Source organism: Xylophilus sp. GW821-FHT01B05, from assembly GCA_038961845.1.
Lineage (GTDB): Bacteria > Pseudomonadota > Gammaproteobacteria > Burkholderiales > Burkholderiaceae_C > Xylophilus.
In genome coordinates this window covers 2,621,267-2,639,559 of the sequence record CP152408.1, presented here as the reverse complement: position 1 = coordinate 2,639,559, position 18,293 = coordinate 2,621,267, and the positions used below count along the sequence as shown (strand labels likewise).

Annotated in this window: 16 protein-coding genes; 8 read left to right on the top strand and 8 right to left on the bottom strand. The window is 67.2% G+C overall.

What is annotated here, in order from left to right:
* The first annotated feature begins 15 nt into the window (after positions 1 to 15).
* Positions 16 to 1,341 carry a lytic murein transglycosylase gene (locus AAFF27_12280; GenBank protein XAH25915.1) on the top strand — a complete coding sequence of 442 codons (1,326 nt, stop codon included), beginning with the start codon at positions 16 to 18 and terminating at the stop codon, positions 1,339 to 1,341.
* Between the two features lie 57 nt (positions 1,342 to 1,398).
* On the opposite strand, the gene clpA is transcribed toward AAFF27_12280, so the two are convergent.
* The 3 genes from clpA to dnaE all read right to left on the bottom strand — a co-directional run bounded on the left by clpA (position 1,399) and on the right by dnaE (position 7,775).
* A complete protein-coding gene (gene clpA / locus AAFF27_12275) occupies positions 1,399 to 3,744 on the bottom strand; it encodes an ATP-dependent Clp protease ATP-binding subunit ClpA (GenBank protein XAH25914.1) in 2,346 nt (781 codons plus the stop codon).
* A gap of 57 nt (positions 3,745 to 3,801) precedes the next feature.
* Positions 3,802 to 4,176, bottom strand: coding sequence for an ATP-dependent Clp protease adapter ClpS (gene clpS, locus AAFF27_12270; protein ID XAH25913.1), 375 nt, complete (start codon positions 4,174 to 4,176; stop codon positions 3,802 to 3,804).
* Between the two features lie 83 nt (positions 4,177 to 4,259).
* The gene (dnaE, locus tag AAFF27_12265) at positions 4,260 to 7,775 is read right to left on the bottom strand and encodes a DNA polymerase III subunit alpha (GenBank protein XAH25912.1); all 3,516 of its coding nucleotides are present in this window, start codon (positions 7,773 to 7,775) and stop codon (positions 4,260 to 4,262) included.
* A gap of 64 nt (positions 7,776 to 7,839) precedes the next feature.
* On the opposite strand from dnaE, the gene AAFF27_12260 reads away from it, so the two are divergent.
* Positions 7,840 to 8,595 (top strand): sulfurtransferase, encoded by a 756-nt coding sequence (locus AAFF27_12260; GenBank protein XAH25911.1) that lies wholly within the window; start codon positions 7,840 to 7,842, stop codon positions 8,593 to 8,595.
* Positions 8,596 to 8,654: 59 nt separating this feature from the next.
* Here the strand turns inward: AAFF27_12260 and AAFF27_12255 are convergent, their stop codons facing one another.
* From AAFF27_12255 to AAFF27_12240, 4 genes are all read right to left on the bottom strand, one after another.
* Positions 8,655 to 9,539: a pirin family protein gene (locus tag AAFF27_12255; protein ID XAH25910.1), complete on the bottom strand. Its 885-nt coding sequence runs from the start codon at positions 9,537 to 9,539 to the stop codon at positions 8,655 to 8,657.
* A 63-nt stretch (positions 9,540 to 9,602) separates the two neighbouring features.
* A complete protein-coding gene (locus AAFF27_12250) occupies positions 9,603 to 10,154 on the bottom strand; it encodes a flavodoxin family protein (GenBank protein XAH25909.1) in 552 nt (183 codons plus the stop codon).
* A 36-nt stretch (positions 10,155 to 10,190) separates the two neighbouring features.
* Entirely contained in the window at positions 10,191 to 10,619 is a 429-nt protein-coding gene (locus AAFF27_12245) for a DoxX family protein (protein XAH25908.1), read from the bottom strand.
* A gap of 43 nt (positions 10,620 to 10,662) precedes the next feature.
* The gene (locus AAFF27_12240) at positions 10,663 to 11,364 is read right to left on the bottom strand and encodes a pirin family protein (protein XAH25907.1); all 702 of its coding nucleotides are present in this window, start codon (positions 11,362 to 11,364) and stop codon (positions 10,663 to 10,665) included.
* Between the two features lie 126 nt (positions 11,365 to 11,490).
* On the opposite strand from AAFF27_12240, the gene AAFF27_12235 reads away from it, so the two are divergent.
* From AAFF27_12235 to AAFF27_12210, 6 genes are all read left to right on the top strand, one after another.
* Entirely contained in the window at positions 11,491 to 12,453 is a 963-nt protein-coding gene (locus tag AAFF27_12235; protein ID XAH25906.1) for a LysR family transcriptional regulator, read from the top strand.
* A gap of 61 nt (positions 12,454 to 12,514) precedes the next feature.
* The gene (locus tag AAFF27_12230) at positions 12,515 to 13,597 is read left to right on the top strand and encodes an FAD-dependent oxidoreductase (GenBank protein ID XAH25905.1); all 1,083 of its coding nucleotides are present in this window, start codon (positions 12,515 to 12,517) and stop codon (positions 13,595 to 13,597) included.
* A gap of 2 nt (positions 13,598 to 13,599) precedes the next feature.
* Positions 13,600 to 14,580: a tRNA glutamyl-Q(34) synthetase GluQRS gene (gene gluQRS, locus AAFF27_12225; GenBank protein XAH25904.1), complete on the top strand. Its 981-nt coding sequence runs from the start codon at positions 13,600 to 13,602 to the stop codon at positions 14,578 to 14,580.
* A 104-nt stretch (positions 14,581 to 14,684) separates the two neighbouring features.
* A complete protein-coding gene (gene trmB, locus AAFF27_12220) occupies positions 14,685 to 15,335 on the top strand; it encodes a tRNA (guanosine(46)-N7)-methyltransferase TrmB (protein ID XAH26225.1) in 651 nt (216 codons plus the stop codon).
* 125 nt (positions 15,336 to 15,460) lie between these two features.
* Entirely contained in the window at positions 15,461 to 16,510 is a 1,050-nt protein-coding gene (locus AAFF27_12215; GenBank protein ID XAH25903.1) for a GGDEF domain-containing protein, read from the top strand.
* A 74-nt stretch (positions 16,511 to 16,584) separates the two neighbouring features.
* Positions 16,585 to 17,352, top strand: coding sequence for a class II aldolase/adducin family protein (locus AAFF27_12210; protein ID XAH25902.1), 768 nt, complete (start codon positions 16,585 to 16,587; stop codon positions 17,350 to 17,352).
* Positions 17,353 to 17,431: 79 nt separating this feature from the next.
* On the opposite strand, the gene AAFF27_12205 is transcribed toward AAFF27_12210, so the two are convergent.
* Positions 17,432 to 18,280, bottom strand: a complete 849-nt coding sequence (locus tag AAFF27_12205; protein XAH25901.1) for a dienelactone hydrolase family protein — start codon at positions 18,278 to 18,280, stop codon at positions 17,432 to 17,434.
* Positions 18,281 to 18,293 lie beyond the last annotated feature (13 nt).

Below are 18,293 nucleotides of genomic sequence, written 5' to 3'. Positions count from 1 at the left end.
ATGCAAGGCAGCACAATGGATCGCATGCACCTTCGCCTCATGCCCTTGTCACGCCGCCCCACCGCGCTCGCCCTCATCGCCCTGGCGCTGGCGGGCTGCGCTTCGCAGCCCACTGCCGCGCCACAGCCCACGCCTGCAATGCCCGCCGTTCCGGCCGCGCCATCAGCCCCCGCACCTGTTGCACCGGTCGCGCCGCCAAGCGCGGACGAAGCCGCCCAGGAGCAGGGCTTCGCCCGCTGGCTTGCAGACTTTCGCGCTCAAGCCCGCGCACAAGGCATCAGCGAGGCCACGCTGCGCGACGCGTTTGATGACGCGCACTACCTGCCGCGCGTGATCGAACTGGACCGCGCCCAGCCTGAATTCACGCGCACGGTGTGGGACTACCTCGACCGCACCGTGTCGCCGCAGCGCGTGGCCCTGGGCCAGGACAAGCTGCTGCAGGTGCGCGCGCAAGCCGACGCCGCAGCCGCCCGCTACGGCGTGCCGCCCAGCGTCATCGTCGCAATCTGGGGCATGGAGAGCAACTACGGCAGCAACTACGGCGACATCGCCACCATCGACGCCCTGGCCACGCTGGGCTTCGAGGGCCGGCGCCAGGACTGGGCGCGCAGCGAGCTGCTGGCCGCGCTCAAGATCATCGACAAGGGCGATATCGACCATGCGCACATGATCGGCTCCTGGGCCGGCGCCATGGGGCAGACGCAGTTCCTGCCGTCGAGCTTCCTGGCCTATGCGGTGGATGCGGATGGCGATGGCCGGCGCGACATCTGGGGCAGCATGGCCGATGTCATGGCCTCGACCGCCAACTACCTGGCGCGCTCGGGCTGGCAGGCCGGCCAGCCCTGGGGCGTGGAGGTGCGCCTGCCTGCCGGCTTTGACTATGGCCGTGCCGACACCAGCGTGCGCCAGTCCAGCGCCCAGTGGGCCGCTGAAGGCCTGCGCAACGCGAACGGCCAGGCGCTGCCGGACTTTGCCGACAGCACGGTGTTGTTGCCTGCTGGCGCGCGCGGGCCGGCCTTTTTGATAGGGCCCAACTTCCGCGCCATCCTGCGCTACAACAATTCGACCAGCTACGCCCTTGGCGTGGGCCTGCTGGCGCAAGCCATTGACGGCGACCCCACGGTGCAAGCCGCCTGGCCGCGCGACCTGTCGGCGCTCACGCGCAGCCAAGTCCGTGACCTGCAAACCGCCCTGAACCAGCGCGGCTTCGCCAGCGGCACACCCGACGGCATGATGGGCCCGAGCACCCGCGACGCGCTGCGCCGTTATCAGCGCAGCGTTGGGCTGCCTGCGGATGGGTATCCCAGCACAGAACTGTTGCAGCGGCTGCAAACGCCCTGAATGTGAAAAAGCCCCGTGATCGTTGAGATCACGGGGTTTTTCTATTCGCCTGGGGCTTCAGTCTGTCGTCGCTTCTTCGGGCTCAGCTGGCTCCGACTTGGTGGAGCCTGAGCGCTCGCGCTTGGGCAGCGGCGTGATGTCCAGCACCACCTCCGGCTCGGGCACGCCTTCCTTCTCGACCAGATCCACCGTCAGGCGGCCGCCGTCCTGCAGGCGTCCGAACAGCAACTCGTCGGCCAGGGCGCGGCGGATGGTGTCCTGGATCAGGCGCTGCATCGGGCGTGCGCCCATCAGCGGATCGAAGCCCTTCTTCGCCAGGTGCTTGCGCAGCACGTCGGTGAAGGTGACATCGACCTTCTTCTCGGCCAGTTGCTGCTCGAGTTGCAGCAGGAACTTGTCCACCACGCGCAGGATGACCTGCTCGTCCAGCGCCTTGAAGCCGACGATGGCGTCCAGCCGGTTGCGGAACTCGGGCGTGAACAGGCGCTTGATGTCGGCCATCTCGTCGCCCGCCTGACGCGGGTTGGTGAAGCCGATGGTCGCCTTGTTCATGGTCTCGGCGCCCGCATTGGTCGTCATGATCAGGATGACGTTGCGGAAGTCGGCCTTGCGCCCGTTGTTGTCCGTCAGCGTGCCGTGGTCCATGACCTGCAGCAGCACGTTGAAGATGTCCGGGTGCGCCTTCTCGATTTCGTCGAGCAGCAGCACGGCATGCGGCTTCTTGGTGACGGCCTCGGTCAGCAGGCCGCCCTGGTCAAAGCCGACATAGCCCGGGGGCGCGCCGATCAAGCGGCTCACGGCGTGGCGCTCCATGTACTCCGACATGTCGAAGCGGATCAGCTCGATGCCCATGATATAGGCGAGCTGCTTGGCGGCTTCGGTCTTGCCGACGCCGGTGGGGCCACTGAACAGGAAGGAGCCAATCGGCTTGTCGCCCCGGCCCAGGCCCGAGCGCGCCATCTTGACGGCCGATGCCAGCACTTCGAGTGCCTTGTCCTGGCCAAACACCACGCTCTTCAGGTCGCGTTCCAGCGTTTGCAGCTTGCCGCGATCGTCATTGCTGACGTTGGCCGGCGGAATACGCGCGATCTTGGCAACGATTTCCTCGACCTCGGTCTTGCTGATGGTCTTCTTGCGCTTGCTCGGCGGCAGGATGCGCTGGGCAGCGCCGGCCTCGTCGATCACGTCAATCGCCTTGTCGGGCAGGTGGCGGTCATTGATGTACTTGGCGCTCAGTTCCGCCGCGGCCTGCAGGGCTGCCACGCCGTACTTCACGCCATGGTGCTCTTCGAAGCGCGACTTCAGGCCCTTCAGGATCTCGATGGTCTCGGCCACGCTGGGCTCGACCACGTCGACCTTCTGGAAGCGCCGCGACAGCGCCGCGTCCTTCTCGAAGATGCCACGGTATTCGGTGAAGGTGGTTGCGCCAATGCACTTGAGCTGGCCGCTGGAGAGCGCCGGCTTGAGCAGGTTGGACGCGTCCAGCGTGCCACCCGAGGCCGCACCGGCGCCGATCAGCGTGTGGATCTCGTCGATGAACAGGATGGCGTTGGGCTTGTCCTTGAGCGACTTGAGCACGCCCTTCAGGCGCTGCTCGAAATCACCACGGTACTTGGTGCCGGCCAGCAGCGCGCCCATGTCGAGCGAATACACGCTGGACTCGGCCAGGATCTCGGGCACGTCCTTTTGCGTGATGCGCCAGGCCAGGCCCTCGGCGATGGCCGTCTTGCCCACGCCGGCCTCACCCACCAGCAGCGGGTTGTTCTTGCGCCGGCGGCACAGGATCTGGATCACGCGCTCGACCTCGTACTCGCGGCCGATCAGCGGGTCGATCTTGCCTTCCTTGGCCTGCTGGTTCAGGTTGACGGTGAATTGTTCGAGCGGCGAGGCCTTCTCGTTCTTCTCGCCGCCGGATTCCTCGGACTCGGCCTGCGGCTCGCCCGGCTTGGCGGGCTCTGGCGGCTCGCCCTTCTTGATGCCGTGGGCGATGAAGTTGACCACGTCCAGGCGCGTCACGCCCTGCTGGTGCAGGTAGTAGACGGCATGCGAATCCTTCTCGCCGAAGATCGCCACCAGCACGTTGGCGCCGGTGACTTCCTTCTTGCCATTGCCCGTGGACTGCACGTGCATGATGGCGCGCTGGATCACGCGCTGGAAACCAAGGGTGGGCTGGGTATCGACTTCGTCGTTACCCGCCACCTGTGGCGTGTTGTCCTTGATGAAATTCGCCAAGGACTTGCGCAGATCGTCGATGTTGGCCGAACACGCGCGCAGCACTTCCGCGGCGCTCGGGTTATCCAGCAGGGCGAGCAGCAGGTGTTCCACGGTGATGAACTCGTGGCGTTGTTGCCGGGCCTCGACAAAGGCCATGTGCAAGCTGACTTCCAATTCCTGGGCAATCATGAGATTTCCTTTTGCCTTGCTGAGAAAATAAGACAGTACTTAGGGTTGGAGCCGCGTTTATTCAACCGGTTCACTTACGCACTGCAGCGGATGACCAGATTTTTGCGCTGCCTCCATCACCTGTTCCACCTTGGTGGCCGCCACGTCGCGGGAATAAACGCCGCATACGCCTCTGCCGTCAAGGTGGATCTTCAGCATGATCTGGGTGGCCGTTTCACGGTCTTTACTGAAGAATTCCTGGATCACGACGATGACGAACTCCATCGGGGTGAAGTCGTCGTTGAGCATGACCACCTGGTACATCTGCGGCGGCTGCACTTTCTGCGTCCGCCGCTCCAATACCACCGCATCGCCTTCATCAAAGCGCGGGGCGGGTTTGGTCCCCGGAGATGCCGGGGGTTTGGTGGGTTTTTGGGTCGCCATGAAAATCATTCTATCGGGGGGCATTGCGCACTGCAGCAGTCATGGAAATTGGTGGTTTTCAGGCGACTTCAAGGGCTCTGCGCTGCTGCGACTCATTCATACACGATGACGGCCTGCCCGCGGTCGGCCTGGGCCGTCCAACTGGCCAGCGCGGCATCGGTGGGGTAGAAAAAAGCACGCTCGTCGAGCTTGAGATCCACGCTGGCGCCCATATCTTGGGCCTCGCGCCGCAGCGACAGGCGCACTTCCATGCCGCGCAACAGCTCGCCCTGCTCGGACGCCTCCCGCACTGGCGGGAAGTCGCGCACCAGGCGCGGGATATCCGGCGCCCGGCCGTTGACCGCCACGCGCAGGAACTTGCCAAAGCGGCAGCGCGCCGTGGCCAGGTCCCAGACCTGCTGCACGCTCAGGCGGAAACCACCGGTAAAGCGATCGGGCTGCAGCCGGCCGCTGATGATCACCAGCTCGTCGTCCTTGAGCAGCGCGCGGTTGGCGTTGAGCACGGCTTCGTCGGCCGTGGCCTCGATCACGGCGGATTTGTCGTCCAGCTTGAACAGCGCCAGCTTGCCGCGCTGGCCATTGATGACGCGCAGGTCGCTCACGATGCCGGCCAGCATCTGCGGCTCGCGGCTGTCGACCAGGTCTTCGATCGGGCGGCGCACAAACTGCCGCACCTCGCGCGTTACTTCGTCGAACAAATGGCCTGACAGGTAGAAGCCGACCGCCGTCTTCTCGTAGGTCAGCCGCTCCTTGATGCCCCAGGGCGTGGCGTCCACCAGCTCGGGCTCCTGGGTGCTGGAGCCGTGGCCGTCGTCGCCCAGCATGTCGAACAGGCCGCCCTGGTTGGCATTGGCGATCTGGGCCGCCGCGTAGTCGAAGGCACGGTCGATCGAGGCCACCAGCGAGGCGCGGTTCTGCTGGATGGCGTCGAAGGCACCGGCCTTGATCAAGGCCTCGACCGTGCGCTTGTTGATGCGCTGGCGGTCTACCCGGTTGCAGAAGTCGAACAGGCTGGTGAAGGGGCCGCCCGCCTCGCGGGCTGCAACGATGGCCTCGACGGCCGACTGGCCGGTGCCCTTGACGGCGCCCAGGCCGTAGCGGATCACCTTGTCGGTGACTGGCTCGAAGCGGTGGTTGCCGCGATTCACGTCTGGCGGCTCGAAGCTCATGCCGAGCTTTTGCGCGTCCACGAACAACACCTTGAGCTTGTCGGTGTCGTCCATTTCCACCGTCATATTGGCGCAGTAGAACTCCGCCCGGTAGTGCACCTTGAGCCAGCCGGTGTGGTAGGCCAGCAGCGAGTAGGCGGCGGCATGCGACTTGTTGAAGCCGTAGCCCGCGAACTTCTCCATCAGGTCAAAGACCTCGTCGGCCTTGTCCTGGGTGATGCCGTGGGTTGCGAGCGCACCGGCGCGGAATTTCTCGCGGTGCTCGGCCATCTCCTCCAGCTTTTTCTTGCCCATGGCGCGGCGCAGCAGGTCGGCGCCGCCGAGCGAGTAGCCGCCCAGGATCTGCGCGGTCTGCATCACCTGCTCCTGGTAGACCATGATCCCGTAGGTCTCGCTGAGCATGTCGGCCACGGCCGGGTGCGGGTACTCGACCACTTCGCGGCCGTGCTTGCGCGCCACGAAGCTGGGGATCAGGTCCATCGGGCCTGGGCGGTACAGCGCGTTGAGTGCGATCAGGTCTTCCAGCCGGGTCGGCTTGGCGTCGCGCAGCATGCCTTGCATGCCGCGGGATTCAAACTGGAACACGGCCTCGGTCTTGCCCTCGGCAAACAGCCGGTAGGTGGCGGCGTCGTCCAGCGCGATTTTTTCGTAGGCAAAGCCTTCCTGGCCCTTGTGGCGCTTGACGATGAATTCGCGCGCAATCTCCAGGATGGTGAGCGTGGCCAGGCCCAAGAAGTCGAACTTGACCAGGCCGATGGCCTCGACGTCGTCCTTGTCGTACTGGCTCACCGCCGAGTCGCTGCCCGGCTGCTGGTAGAGCGGGCAGAAGTCGGTCAGCTTGCCCGGCGCGATCAGCACGCCACCGGCATGCATGCCGATGTTGCGGGTCATGCCTTCGAGCTTTTGCGCCATCTCGATGATGGTCTTGACGTCTTCTTCCTTGCGCACGCGCTCGTACAGCATGGGCTCCAGTTCCAGCGCGTAGTTGTTTTTGTCGCCGTCCTTCTTGACCTCGGGCGGGTAGGCCAGCGTGTAGGACATGCCCGGCTTGCCCGGCACCAGCTTGGAGATGCCGTCGCAGAAGGTGTAGCTCATGTCCATCACCCGGCCCACGTCGCGGATGGCGGCCTTGGCGGCCATGGTGCCGAAGGTGGCGATCTGGCTCACCGCGTTCTTGCCGTACTTGTCCTTGACGTAGTCGATGACGCGGTCGCGGTTGCCCTGGCAGAAGTCGATGTCGAAGTCGGGCATGGACACCCGCTCCGGGTTCAGGAAGCGCTCGAACAGCAGGTTGAACTCCAGCGGGTCGAGGTCGGTGATCTTCAGCGCGTAGGCCACCAGCGAGCCCGCGCCCGAACCCCGGCCCGGCCCGACCGGGCAGCCATTGTTCTTGGCCCACTGGATGAAGTCCCCCACGATCAGGAAGTAGCCGGGGAAGCCCATCTTCAGGATGGTGTTGATCTCGAACTCCAGCCGCTCGACGTAGCGCGGGCGTTGCTCGGCGCGTTTGGCCTCGTCTGGGTAGAGCAGCGCCAGCCGGTCCTCCAGCCCTTCGAAGGAGCTGACGCGGAAGTACTCGGCAATCGGCATGCCATTGGGCGTGGGGAAGTCCGGCAACTGCGGCTTGCCCAGGTCAAGCACGATGCTGCAGCGCCGGGCGATCTCCACCGTATTGGCGATGGCGCTGGGCACGTCGGCAAACAGCGCCTCCATCTGCGCGGCGCTCTTGAAGTACTGCTCGCGGGTGAATTTGCGTACCCGGCGCTGGTTGGCCAGGATTTCGCCCTCGGAGATACAGACGCGTGCCTCGTGCGCCTCGTAGTCGTCCTCGGTGGTGAACTGCACTGGGTGCGTGGCCACCACCGGCAGGTTCAGCCGGGCGGCCAACTGCACGCAGGCGGTGACGTGGGCTTCGTCGGCGGGACGGCCGGCGCGCTGGATTTCCAGATAGAAGCGGTGCGGGAAGATGCCCGCCAGCAGCAGCGCCACGTCTGCGGCGGCGGTGGCGTCTTGCCGACCCAGGGCCTGGCCGACCGGGCCGGCCTGCGCGCCAGCGAGCAGGATCAGGCCCTCGTTCAGCTCGCGCAGCCAGTCCAGCTTGCAGACGGCCTGGTTCTTGACCACGTTCTGGGTCCAGGCACGCGCCAGCAGTTCGGACAGGCTCAGGTAGCCCTGCCAGTTCTGCACCAGCACGATGACCCGCGACAGCGCGGCCGGGTCGGCGCCCAGGCCTTCGAGGAACAGTTCGGCGCCAATCAGCGGCTTGACGCCCTTGCCGCGCGCCTCTTTGTAGAACTTGATCGCGCCAAACAGGTTGCTGAGATCGGTGATGGCAAGCGCCGGCTGGCCGTCGGCGGCGGCGGCCTTGACGACCTCGTCGATACGGTTGGTGCCGTCGACGACGGAGAATTCGGTGTGCAGGCGCAGGTGGACAAACATGTCCCCATTGTAGAAAGCCGGGCCGCTGCCCACGGGCCAATGGGCAGCTTTTTAGAATCGGGGTGTGAACGCCATCCTGAATATCTCCGCCTACCTGTTCGTCCCGCTGTCCGATCCGGCCGCATTGCGGCCCTTGCTGGAGGAGCGCGCCGTGGCGCGCGGCCTCAAGGGCACGATCCTGATCGCCGAAGAAGGCATCAACCTGTTCCTGGCCGGCCCGGCCGAGGCGGTGCGCGGTTTTGTCGCCGCTCTGAAAGAAGACCCGCGCTTTGCGCGCCTGGAGCCCAAAGAGAGCTGGTCAGCCACCCCGCCCTTTCGCAAGATGCTGGTGAAGGTCAAGCGCGAGATCATCCGCATGGACCACCCGGCCATCCAGCCCGACTTCTCCCGCGCAGACGGCCGCGCCCCGGCGGTGAGCGCGGCCACGCTGCGCCGTTGGCTGGACCAGGGCCGGGACGACGACGGCCGGCCGGTGGTGACGCTGGACACGCGCAATGCCTTCGAGGTGGACCACGGCAGCTTCGAGGGCGCCATCGACTGGCGCATAGACAAGTTCACCGAGTTCCCGCCCGCCCTTGCCGCCCACCGCGCCGAGCTGGAGGGCAAGACCGTGGTGAGCTTCTGCACCGGCGGCATCCGCTGCGAAAAGGCCGCCATCCTGATGCGCGAGCAAGGGCTGGAGCATGTCTACCAGTTGGAGGGCGGCATCCTCAAATACTTCGAGGAGACCGATGGCGCGCACTACAAGGGCGGCTGCTTTGTGTTTGATGAGCGCCGGACGCTGGACCCAGCACTGAGCCCGGCGGGGATCGCTCCTTGATTGATAGCTATAAGCCCAGGTGCAGCCTGGGCTAAAGCCACTTTTCTTTCAAATTTTCATTATTTGGGCAAGGGCCGGTCCGGCAGCGGGATGAATTCCGTATCGCCCGGCACCTGGCCCATGGACTGCGCGGCCCAGTCGCGCGCGGCCTGGGCGATGCGCTCCTTGCGGCTGGAGACAAAGTTCCACCACAGGAAGCGCGGCGCATCCAGTTTGGCGCCGCCGACCACCACCAGCCGGGCGGGGGCGTCGGCCTCCAGCAGCGCGCCGCTGCCGGGCTTGAGCACGGCCATGTTGCGGGCGGCCAGCGCCTCGCCATCGACACGGACGTCGGCATCCAGGGCGTAGACGCCCAATTCCTCAGCCAGCGCCGGCAGCTCCAGGCGGGCGCCGGCGTCCAGCGCCACGTCCAGGTACAGCACCTCGCCCTGCGCCGGCACGGGTGATGTCACGCCAAAGGCGCTGCCCACCAGCACCCGCACGGCCACGCCCGGGGCCGGCGCCAGTGTGGTGATGTCGTCGGCCGGCGTGTGGTGGAAGAAAGGGTCGCCCTCCTCCTCGTCCTGCGGCAGCGCCACCCACAACTGCAGGCCGTGGTTGGTATAGCTGCTGTGCTGGAGGCTTTCAGGCCGGCGCTCGGAATGCACGATGCCGCGGCCGGCGCTCATCCAGTTGACGGCGCCGGGCGTGATGACCTGGTCTGAACCAATGCTGTCGCGGTGGTGGATTGCGCCGTCAAACAAATAGCTGACCGTGGCCAGGCCGATATGCGGATGCGGTCGCACGTCGTGCTCTGCATCCGGTGTTTCCAGCGCGGGGCCAAAATGGTCGAAGAACAGAAAAGGCCCGACCGCGCGCTGCACGGCGGCGGGCAGCAGCCGCCGCACCACAAAGCCGCCTCCCAGATCGTGGTCGCGGGGATGGAGGATGTGGGCGAGCGGCATGGTGGGGGTCTCTTGTTGTCGGGCGAGGCCACAGCATAGTGGCCTGCCCCGGCGCCGCAAGCTTTAGCCGAGCTTTGCAGTAATTGCGGCTACGCGCTGGCCGTACAGACGGCCGGTTTCCAGATCGCCGGCCAGCATTTCAGGAACGCTGGCGTCCGACGGGCTTTGCGCCAGCACGCCGATCGAGCCGCCCAGGTTGTTGGTGTCGTTGCGGGTGGCGGCCTTGCTGTTGCTGGGCGGCAGGCCCAGGCTGACCCAGATGCCCCCGTGCTGCGCGGCCAGCGTCAGCAGGTAGTGCAAAGTGTTTTGCTTGTCGCCGTTCAGGCTGGCGCTGTTGGTAAAGCCGCCAAACACCTTGTCTTGCCAGCTACGGCCGAACCAGGCCTTGGAGGAGGCGTCGGCAAACTTCTTGAACTGCCAGCTCGGGCCGCCCATGTAGGTCGGGGTGCCAAAGATGATGGCGTCGGCGGCGTTGAGCGTGTCCCAGCCGCCTTCGGGCAGGTTGCCCTCGGCGTCGATGGCGATCAGCTCAGCGCTGGCGCCATCGGCCACGGACTGGGCCAGGCGCTGGGTATGGCCGTAGCCGGAATGGTAGACAACTGCGATACGGGTCATGGTGAGTTCTATCGGTTGAGGGGAGATCAGAAGAGCTCAGGCGCGGCGCTTGGCATCCACGCTGAAGCCACCGGCGCCAAAGGCCGCCAGCACCAGCAGGCCACCGGCGATGGCGATGTTCTTGTTGAAGTTGATCTGCTGCATCATTTGCTGCGCTTCCGGCACGGCCCAGTAGTTGTGGAAGAAGACGGCGGCGCCCACGGTGAACACGGCCAGCACCACAGAGGCGATGCGGGTCTGGAAGCCCGCGATCAGCGCCAGGCCGCCCAGGATTTCCACCGTCAGCGCAATCGCCGCGCCCACTTCAGGCATCGGCAGACCCTTGGAATTGATATAGCCGACGGTGCCGGCAAAGCCCAGCAGCTTGCCCACGCCCGCAGGCAGGAACAGGAAGGCCAGCATCAGCCGGCCCAGCAGCGAGAGACCGTTTTGCAGGCCGGTGTTGGAGGTCGAGGTGTTGGTCATGGCGGTACTTTCGTCAGATCATGGTTAAGGGAAACGGGGGAAATCAAGGGGCGAGGTCAAAAACGAGCACTTCGGCATCACGGCCGCCGGTGATGGTGATTTGCGATTCGCCTTCGAGCAGCGCGGCGTCGCCGCCATGCAGCGGCTGGCCGTTCACATTCAGCTCGCCGCGCACCAGGTGCACATAGGTCTTGCGCGTCGGGTTCAGTGCCAGCGTGGCACTTTCAGCGCCGTCGAACAGGCCGGCATACATCAGCGCATCGGCGTGGATCGTGACCGAACCTTGGGCGCCGTCGGGCGAGGCGACCAGGCGCAGCGCGCCGCGCTTCTCGGTGTCGTCGAAGCGCTTTTGCTCGTAGCTGGCCGGGATGCCTTGCTGGTTCGGCTGGATCCAGATCTGCAGGAAGTGCGTGTTCTGGCCTTCGGCGTGGTTGAACTCGCTGTGCTGCACGCCGGTGCCGGCGCTCATGCGCTGCACGTCGCCGGGCGGGATGCCCTTGACGTTGCCCATGCTGTCCTTGTGCGCCAGCTCGCCCGACAGCACATAGCTCACGATCTCCATGTCGCGGTGTCCGTGCGTGCCAAAGCCGGTGCCGGGGGCAATGCGGTCTTCGTTGATGACGCGCAGGTTGCCAAAGCCCATGTGCGCCGGGTCGTAGTAGCCGGCAAACGAGAAGCTGTGGAAAGACTTGAGCCAGCCGTGGTCGGCGTAGCCGCGGTCCTGCGAGGGACGAAGCGTAAGCATGGCGATCTCCTGTCGTGGGTGAATGGGGCCAAAAGGCGTAGAGGGAATGTAGGTCGGCCAAGCGGCCCGGAGTTACATTGCGCTTGAAGACATCATTCAAAAATTTCGAACGCCCAAAGCTCCGCCATGCAAACCCCGCGCGAGGTCCTGACCCCTGAGATGCTGGCCATGCTCCAGCGCATTGCCGACGCCGGCAGCTTTGCCGCGGCGGCGCGCGCCCTGGGCCTGGTGCCCAGCGCCCTGACCTATCGCGTGCGCCAGGTGGAAGACGCGCTGGACGTGCTGCTGTTTGACCGCAGCTCGCGCCAGGCCCGCCTGACCGAAGCCGGCCGCGAGCTGCTGCGCGAAGGCACGCGCCTGCTGGCCGAGATCGATGCCATGGCGAACCGGGTCAAGCGCGTGGCCACCGGCTGGGAGTCGCAGCTCACCATTGCCGTCGATGGTGCGATCGATCACGCCACGCTGATGGAGCTGGTCGAGGCCTTCTACGCGCTCAACCCGCCCACGCGCCTGAAGCTGCGCGCAGAAATCCTCAGCGGCACCCTGTTGGCGCTGACCTCGGGCCAGGCCGACCTGGCCCTGGGCGCGGGCGGCGACTCGGCCACGGTGGCCGGCATACAGATGCTGCCGCTGGGCGTGATGCCCTTTATCTACGTGGCCGCGCCCCACCATCCGCTGGTGGCCGAGCCCACGCCGCTGTTGCCAGAGGCGCTGCGCCAGCACCGCGTCATCGTCGTGGCCGATTCGGCCCAGCAAGGCGGCGGCCTGACGGTCGGCGTGCTCGACGGGCAGGACGTGCTCACCGTGCCCTCGCTGCAGGTCAAACTGGAGGCGCAGTTGCGCGGCCTGGGCGTGGGCTCGCTGCCAGAGCCGCTGGTGCGGCCCTACCTGGCCACCGGGCGCCTGGTCGCGCTGCAAATACAGCAGCCGCCGCGCCTCTACCGCATGGGCTACGCCTGGTGCGGCCCCAGCGAGCGCCATGGCCGCGCGCTGCAATGGTGGCTGGAGCAGCTGGCGCGGCCCGCCACGCGGCGCGCCCTGTTGGAAGGCCGGCGCAACGCGCCGCTGGCCGCGCCCGGCGCGGGTTAGAGTCGCAGCACGCGCCATTGCCTTTTTCATCGGCGCGCGTCGATCCCCTCAGGAGACCTGCATGCCCCTTCATCCCCGCCGCCCACAGCCGCGCGCCACCAGTGCCGCCGCCCGCACCATTGCCGTCGTCGGCGCCGGCATGGCCGGCATCGCCTGCGCCCGCACCCTGGTGCAGGCCGGCCACAACGTGACGGTGTTCGAGAGCGCCGCAGTGCCCGGCGGCCGCATGGCCACCGAGGACTCCCCTTTTGGCAGCTTTGACAGCGGCGCGCAGTACTTCACCGTGCGCGACCCGCGCATGGCCCGCGCAGTCGAACTCACCGCGCCCGGCCTGTGCCGCCGCTGGAGCGCCAACACCGTGCGCGTGCTGGATACCCAGGGCCGCGTCGCTGCCGCCGGCCTGCCCCCGCGCGATGCGCACTGGGTGCCGGCGCAGCGCATGGACGCGCTGCTGCAGCACTGGGCCGCGCCGCTCGCAGACGCCGGGCAACTGCACACCGCCACCCACGTACAGACGATCGCCCGCGACACCCTGGACGCGCAGCGCTGGCAACTGCATACCGCCGGCGCAGACGGCGCGACCGGCGTGGTCGCAGGCTTCGACACCGTGCTGCTGGCAGTGCCCGCCGCCCCGGCCGCCGAGCTGCTGCGCAGCGCCCGGCAGGCCGCGCTGGCAGAAGCCGCCGCCAGCAGCGAAGTCGCCCCTTGCTGGAGCCTGATGCTGGCCTTCCCGCAGGCCTCGCAGACGGGCCTCAACAGCCTTGGCCCGCAATGGAACGCCGCGCGCAGCACGCACCACCGCATCGCCTGGCTGGCACGCGAATCGTCCAAGCCCGGGCGCGGCTCGGTCGAGCGCTGGACGGTGCAGGCCAGCGAAGCCTGGTCACGCGAGCACTTCGACGACGCCCCAGAGCGCGTCTGCGCCAAGCTGCTGCGCGCCTTCTCGGAAGTCACCGGCATCCGCGCCGAACCGGCCTATGCCGTGGTGCGCCGCTGGCGCAACGCCAAGACCGTCAAGCCGCTGGGCCGCTCACACCTCTGGGACAAGAAAACCAGCCTGGGCGCCTGCGGCGACTGGTGCCTGGGCCACCGCGTGGAAGACGCCTTTGTCTCCGGACTGGAACTGGCGCTGCAGGTTGCTTAGCAGTGGTTGGCGGGCCGTACACGGGTCGGTTTGCGCCCTCACCTACCGGGCCGCTGCATGCGGGCTCCTTGGTCGCCGCCCTCGCCAGTTGGCTTGATGCCCGCGCCCACCACGGGCGCTGGCTGGTGCGCATCGAGGACGTCGACACGCCGCGCTGCATACCGGGCGCGGACCAGACCATCCTGGCCCAGCTCGCTGCCTGCGCGCTGCTGCCCGATGCACCGCCCGTCTGGCAATCTGCACGTAGCGGGCTTTATGCGCAAGCGCTGGACACCCTGAGCGCGCGCAACCTGGCCTACCCCTGCGGCTGCTCGCGCCGCGAGATCGAAGAGGCACAGGCTGCACGCGGCGTAAGCCGCCAGCGCCATGCGGCCCTGCCCTACCCCGGCACCTGCCGCAGCGGCCTGCACGGCAAGACGCCGCGCGCCTGGCGGCTGCGTACAGATGTTTCAGAAGGAAATACGGCTCTAGCCCATACCCTGCCTTGGCATTCAGCTATCAATTTTGAATTCTCAGGCCCGCTCTTGCATTGGCGGGACCGCGCCCTGGGGCCCCAAGTGCAGGACGTGGAACGCGAGGTTGGCGACTTCGTGCTGCAGCGTGCCGACGGCCTGTTTGCCTACCAGCTCGCCGTGGTGGTGGACGATGCCGACCAGGGCGTGACCGACGTGGTGCGCGGCGCCGACCTGCTGGACAACACGCCGCGCCAGATCCTGCTGCAGCAGGCGCTGGGCCTGCCCACGCCGCGCTACCTGCACACGCCGCTGGTGCTGGCGGCCGATGGCGAGAAGCTGTCCAAGCAGAACGGCGCGCAGGCCCTGGATACCGCGCACCCCGCCGCCGCCCTGGCCGCCGCCGCGCAGGTGCTGGGCCTGCCGCCGGGCCACGAGGGCGACACGCCGGCCGCACTGCTGGCGCGCTGGGTGCCGGCCTGGGCCGCGCTGCCGACTGTCACAGGGCGCCTCCTACAATCTGGCGGGTGAACGATCCGCAACGCCCCGACCCCTCCGACGCACTTGCTGCGCCCTCCGCGCCTGCCGCCGAAACGCCGGCCGCCCCGGTCTATCTCAGAACCGTCAAGAGCTTCGTGCTGCGCGCCGGCCGCACCACCAGCGGCCAGGCCCGCGCCTTTGCCGACCTGGGCCCGCGCTTCCTGCTGCCCTACAAAGCCGAGCCGCTGGACCTGAACGCCGCCTTTGGCCGCAACGCCCCCACCGTGCTGGAGATCGGCTTTGGCATGGGCGACGCCACCGCCCACATTGCCGCGCTGATGCCGGAGACCAACTTCCTGTGCTGCGAAGTGCACGAGCCCGGCGTCGGCGCGCTGCTCAAGCAGATCGGCGAGCGCGGCCTGACCAATATCCGCATCCTCCAGCACGACGCGGTCGAGGTGGTGGACAACATGCTCACGCCCGGCGCGCTGGCCGGCGTGCACCTGTTCTTCCCTGATCCGTGGCACAAGACGCGCCACCACAAGCGCCGGCTGGTGCAGCCGGCCTGGGCCGCGCGCATCGCCACGCGCCTGGCCACCGGCGGCTACCTGCACTGCGCCACCGACTGGGAGCCCTACGCGCAGCAGATGCTGGCCGTGCTGGGCGCTGAAAGCCAGTTGCGCAACACCGCCGTGGCCGCCGACGGCATCGCGCCCCGGCCAACCTACCGGCCGCTCACCAAGTTCGAGAACCGGGGCATCCGGCTGGGGCATGGCGTCTGGGACCTTGTATTTACCCGTGTTTGAACGAGCGCCCACCCTTGCCGAGCGCCCGCCCCCATGCCATGATGCGTTGTTACACAAGTCTTACAAACTTGGCGATCTTTTCGTAGACCACGACTGAAGCACCGAGCGCGCCTATCCGCCATCCGATGACTCCGATCCTCCAGCACCTCATCGAAATCACCGGCCATCGTGACCACGACCGGCTTGAGTTGTCGGTGATCTCGGCGCTGCGCCACCTGGTCGAGGTGCGCAGGGTGCGCAAGCTGGAGTTCACCTCCTCCACCGAAGGCGCCATGGTGCGCGGCCATGTGCTGCTGGATGGCGGCGAAATGCCGCCGGCCCACCTGGAGCCGGTGCAGGAAGAACCCCTGGCGGCCTACCCGGAGCTGGTCGACGCCATCGAGCACCGCCACTCCAGCGCGCAGCGCAACGACAACACCCAGCCCTACACCCTGTGGCTGCCGGTGCGGCTGCACGACAAGGTCGTGTCCTGCCTGGAACTGCAGAACAGCACCCCCTACGAGCCGCAGACGCTGGAAGTGGTCTACGGCATCGTCGAGGTCTACCGCAACTACCAGAGCCTGCTGGACTACAGCGAGCGCGACGCGCTCACCGGGCTGTTCAACCGCAAGACCTTCGACGAGCAGTTCTCGCGCCATGCGCGCAGCGACCAGCCGGTGCCGGCCCGCGCCGTGCACGTGGGCGACCCGGCCGAGGCCGCCGCGGCGGCAGCAGCCTCGCCATCAGCGTCGCAGTGGCTGGCGGTGGTGGATATCGACCATTTCAAGCAGGTCAACGACCGCTTCGGCCACGTCTACGGCGACGAGGTGCTGATCCTGGTGGCCAACCTGCTGCGCTCCTCGTTCCGCGCGCACGACCGCATCTTTCGCTTTGGCGGCGAAGAGTTCGTGGTGCTGCTGCGCTCGGTGTCGCTGGAGGGCGCGCACCGTATCTTCAACCGCTTCCGTACCAATATCGAGCAGCACGATTTCCCCCAGGTCGGCCAGGTCACCGTCAGCGTCGGCTTTACCGGCACCCGGGACGGCACGCCGGTGGAAATCCTCGGCCATGCCGACCAGGCCCTGTACTACGCCAAGGAGCACGGCCGCAACCAGGTCTGCTTCTACGAAGACCTGATGGCCAAGGGCCAGCTGCACTCCGCCGGCGTGGCGCACGACAGCGTCGAGCTGTTCTGAGCGGGACAGCCGGCCGCGGCCCGGCGCCGCACAATCTCCGCACGGCCAAACCGGACCGCCAAGGAGACATACCCATGCATATCCCCTCGATGAAGGAAGTCGTCAGTGCCGAAGAATGGCAACTGCGCTGCGACTTGGCCGCCTGCTACCGGCTGGTGGCGCTGTACGGCTGGAGCGACCTGGTCTTTACCCACATCACGGCCAAGCTGCCGGCGTCGGTGGCGGGGGACGAGCACCAGTTCCTGATCAACCCCTACGGCCTGATGTTCGACGAGATCACCGCCTCCAGCCTGGTCAAGGTCGACATGCAGTGCAACAAGCTGCACGACTCGCCCTTCCCGGTGAACCCGGCCGGCTTCGTGATCCACAGCGCGGTGCACGAGGCGCGGCCAGACGCCCAGTGCGTGCTGCACACCCACACCCGCGCCGGCGTGGCGGTGAGCGCGCAGCAGGCCGGCGTGCTGCCGATCAGCCAGCAATCGACCTTTGTGCTGGCCTCGCTGGCCTACCACGGCTACGAAGGCGTGGCCTTCCGCGACGAAGAAAAGCCGCGCCTGCAAGACGACCTGGGCGCAGCCAACTTCCTGGTGCTGCGCAACCACGGCCTGCTGACCGTGGGCCGCAGCATCGCCGACGCCTTCCTGGCCATGTACACCTTCGAGAACACCTGCCGCATCCAGATCGACGCGCAGGCCGGCGGCGCGCTGACCGAGGTCGACCCGCGCATCGTGCAGGGCACGGCCACGGCGATGAAGGTGCAGACCGGCGGCCTGGGCGGGCAGTTTGTCTGGCCCTCGCTGCTGCGCAAGCTGGAGCGCACCGATCCCGGCTACCGCGACTGACGCCGAAAAATATTGGTCAAATATGGCTTCAGCCCAGGCCACACCTGGGCTATTAGCTATAAAAACAGAAGCGCCCTAGCTAGCGCTGCGCCGCCACGCCGGCCAGCAGCTCGCGCAGCCGCGCATAGGCCGCCGCGCGCGCCGCCGGGTTGGCGCCCGCATGCACGCCCTGCCCCGGATGCACGCCGTTGGGCACGTCCTTGCGCAAGCGCACCGCGCCAATGGGGTTGTCGAAGTCGTGGTAGCTGCCGGGGAACACATGCACCTCGGCCCCGGCCTCCTCGCCCAGTGCGACGCAGGGCGCGGCCGGCGTCCAATCGTCGAGCTCGCCCAGCATCAAGGTCAGGCGCGTGTTGGGGTGGTAGCCGCCTTTGAGAAATGCGTTGCAGCCGGGGTAGAAGGCGATGGCTGCGGCGAAGGTCTGCGGCACTTCCTTCACTTCGCTGTGCGTGGCTTCGATCACCGACAACACGGCGCTGCCGCCGTGCGACCAGCCCAGCACCGCGATCTTCTTCGGGTCGGCCCAGGGCTGTGCCGCGACCCAGGCCAGCGCCGCCAGCCCGTCGTGGCGCCGCTGCACCTGGGTGATGTCGCGCGTGCCGATCTTCTGCGTGCAGATCTGCTCTGCACCGCGCGGGCGCAGGCTGTCGGGGAACAGCACCGCGTAGCCCTCGCCCACCAGCATGTCGGCCATGGCCTGGTGCCGCGCATTGAGCTTGCCCACACGCGGGCCGCTGCTGGCGTACAGGCCGCCGCAACCATGCAGCGCCACCACGGTGGCGCGCGGCGGCTGCGCTGCCGGCTGGAACAGCCAGCCCAGCAACGGCGTGCCGTCGCGGCTGGGGAAATTCACCTGGATCGGCGTGGCCGCCATGGCCTGTGCCGCACAGCAGGCCCATGCCGCGATCACGATCTGCATCCTTACCATGCGCAGCCCCTTC

What these genes read in the sequence shown, in the direction of transcription:
- AAFF27_12240 (XAH25907.1), bottom strand. Translation starts at nt 11,364, where the DNA reads ATGCTTACGCTTCGTCCCTCGCAGGACCGCGGCTACGCCGACCACGGC.
- clpS (XAH25913.1), bottom strand. Translation starts at nt 4,176, where the DNA reads ATGATTTTCATGGCGACCCAAAAACCCACCAAACCCCCGGCATCTCCG.
- AAFF27_12205 (XAH25901.1), bottom strand. Translation starts at nt 18,280, where the DNA reads ATGGTAAGGATGCAGATCGTGATCGCGGCATGGGCCTGCTGTGCGGCA.
- AAFF27_12230 (XAH25905.1), top strand. Translation starts at nt 12,515, where the DNA reads ATGCCCCTTCATCCCCGCCGCCCACAGCCGCGCGCCACCAGTGCCGCC.
- AAFF27_12280 (XAH25915.1), top strand. Translation starts at nt 16, where the DNA reads ATGGATCGCATGCACCTTCGCCTCATGCCCTTGTCACGCCGCCCCACC.
- AAFF27_12250 (XAH25909.1), bottom strand. Translation starts at nt 10,154, where the DNA reads ATGACCCGTATCGCAGTTGTCTACCATTCCGGCTACGGCCATACCCAG.
- AAFF27_12245 (XAH25908.1), bottom strand. Translation starts at nt 10,619, where the DNA reads ATGACCAACACCTCGACCTCCAACACCGGCCTGCAAAACGGTCTCTCG.
- clpA (XAH25914.1), bottom strand. Translation starts at nt 3,744, where the DNA reads ATGATTGCCCAGGAATTGGAAGTCAGCTTGCACATGGCCTTTGTCGAG.
- AAFF27_12255 (XAH25910.1), bottom strand. Translation starts at nt 9,539, where the DNA reads ATGCCGCTCGCCCACATCCTCCATCCCCGCGACCACGATCTGGGAGGC.
- AAFF27_12210 (XAH25902.1), top strand. Translation starts at nt 16,585, where the DNA reads ATGCATATCCCCTCGATGAAGGAAGTCGTCAGTGCCGAAGAATGGCAA.
- AAFF27_12235 (XAH25906.1), top strand. Translation starts at nt 11,491, where the DNA reads ATGCAAACCCCGCGCGAGGTCCTGACCCCTGAGATGCTGGCCATGCTC.
- AAFF27_12215 (XAH25903.1), top strand. Translation starts at nt 15,461, where the DNA reads ATGACTCCGATCCTCCAGCACCTCATCGAAATCACCGGCCATCGTGAC.
- dnaE (XAH25912.1), bottom strand. Translation starts at nt 7,775, where the DNA reads ATGTTTGTCCACCTGCGCCTGCACACCGAATTCTCCGTCGTCGACGGC.